Source organism: Mycobacterium sherrisii (assembly GCF_002102355.1).
Classification (GTDB): Bacteria; Actinomycetota; Actinomycetes; order Mycobacteriales; family Mycobacteriaceae; genus Mycobacterium; species Mycobacterium sherrisii.
Map to the genome: position 1 here is coordinate 1 of NZ_LQPT01000001.1, position 2,287 is coordinate 2,287.

A 2,287-nucleotide genomic window follows, 5' to 3' on the forward strand; every position below is an offset into this window, starting at 1 on the left:
AGCGGCTCTACCGGCGCCACATCGCCGGCATCATGGGCAGTCTCGACGGGCGGCACCACCACCGGCGGCGCATCATGGGCAGTCTCGGCGGGCGGCTCTACCGGCGGCGCATCATGGGTAGTCTCGGCGGGCGGCTCTACCACCGGCGGCGCCGGGCGGGCGGGGGCCGCATCAGCATGCTTGAACAACACACCCTGCACCGGCTCACCCAAATGCGCCGACAACCGCCGGGCCACATTATCGACCCACCGCTGCATATCCTGCGGATCCGGCAACGGAACCCGCACCTTCCCACTCATGTAACGACCGGACTTGTCGTTCGCCTCCCACTGCTCAGCCTCGGCATTCCACCGAATCTCACCACTGACCCGCGACCGAGGATTCCCACCCACCACCGCACCGGTGTCACCATCGAACTCCACCGCAATCGTGGGATGCCCCTGCCCATTAATCAGACCGCGGAAACCGTCCAACTGCTCAGCATCCGGCAGCCCCCCGTAATAAGCCACATACCGCTGCGTAAGCTCCTCATCGGACAACAACGTGCCCAATTCCTCACTGCCAATCCGGATCTCACCCTCAGCATCCACCGTGTAATGCCACCGCGCATCGGTATGCGACAACAACACCAACGGCGGCAAATCAGACAACCGATAAAACACCGGATTAACCCGCGGCAACCCCTGCCCATCAACCTCCTCAGGCTTGACCCGCTTAGGCTCCACCAACGGCCCATACTCATGATCAAGATCCCCACCAACCACCGACCCGCCATGACCAGCCTCACCGGCCGCCACCACCGGCGCCACCGGATCCACCACCGGCGGGTCGAAGCGAGCACGATAATCGGCTACCAAGGCCTCGGGGTCGTTAATTCCCCACGCGGCCAGATCACGGCGAGCGGCGTCGAGCTCTAGACGACTCGCCAAGTCGGACTCCGGATCACGCGGCCCGGACAAAGCCTGCGCACGCGCGTTGTGAGCCTCAACGTAGCGATCCCATGCCTCACCGCGGCTGTCGGACGCATCCTCTGTCCGTTTGCCCTTCGCGGCCGAAGGATCCACTACGTCAGACTGTTCGGCCAATACCGCATCCCACGCGCCGCGCTCGCTATCGGGCACCACCGGCAGCGGCCCCGACACCTCATCGCGTCCCCCGCCGCCGCTGTTAGCTGATGTTGGGTCCACGTCGAGCGCCGCCTGCGGTGTCGGCTCCCCCGCGTCGGGAATCGTCGGCGCCCCGGGAGTTGGGCGGCTTTCCGATTCCGGGGCTGCCCTCAGATCATCGAGCCCCTGGGTCAGATCCCGATCCTGACCCCACCGCAAGGCGGTAGCGATCTGATCGCGCGAGAACCCACCCGAGAACAAGTCAGCCATCGAATGAGTGATCACCGGAGAAAAACCGTTGGCCAACAACAACCGTGGCAAGAGCAAGTTGATGTTGAGGCGACCATTGCCGTCGTTATGCGGATGCATCACGTGCAAATTGCGGACCACCCGCCCAATGGCCCGCAACCGATCACCCTCGGTCTGGGCCGCCGCGATGTCATCGTAATAATCGTCGAAGGCCGCATCGACCATCCGCGGCACCTGATACTCAACCAATTCCGGTCTGATGACCGGCACATCCCCCCATGACGACGAGATCGTCACCAACGCATCCTCACCCGCACCCGCCGGCAACGGATCGTATCGATCAACACCAGCCGGAGCCATCGCCACCAGCGGACGACCACCAACCTGCTCGGTCAACAAGTCCGTCGCCGGCCGCTCCCCCACGATCGGATGAAAAATCGGATGATCCTCCACATCGGCGATCTCAAAATCACCGCCGCTCATCCCGCGCGTTGCCTCCCAATGCATCTCCGAGTACTCAGCCCAATCGACGCGCTGCTCCACCCTTTCCGGATCATTCAAAAACATCTCGAACGCGCGTTGCATGTTCGCCTGAAACCCTGGCGACTTGTCGTCGTCATAGAACGATCCAGGATCATCGCGCCTCAGTGCCGCGGCATGATGCTGCGGATCGATATAAAGCCGCCACCAATGCTCAGCCCCGACAACGTCGCGCAACGGCACCACATCCCGGCGCGACACCTCCGGCCAATTCCGCCCAGTCATCCCGTCCAACCACTCCCGCACCGAGCGGTTGTACTCGGCCACATCGAGATTCGACAAACCCTCATGATCATCGAGCGGCCGCGGTGGGGTTGTTTGTGTGTCGGGGGTGGTTGTTGGATGGTGGGTGTCTGCGGGGGGTTCGGTGGTGCGTGCCACGGGCAAACCAG

1 pseudogene is annotated in these 2,287 nt (G+C 63.3%); it reads right to left on the minus strand.

Annotated features, from left to right (window positions below):
• Window positions 1-2,162, minus strand: a pseudogene (locus AWC25_RS00005) (hypothetical protein); the annotation flags it as partial.
• Between the last annotated feature and the right edge of the window lie 125 nt (window positions 2,163-2,287).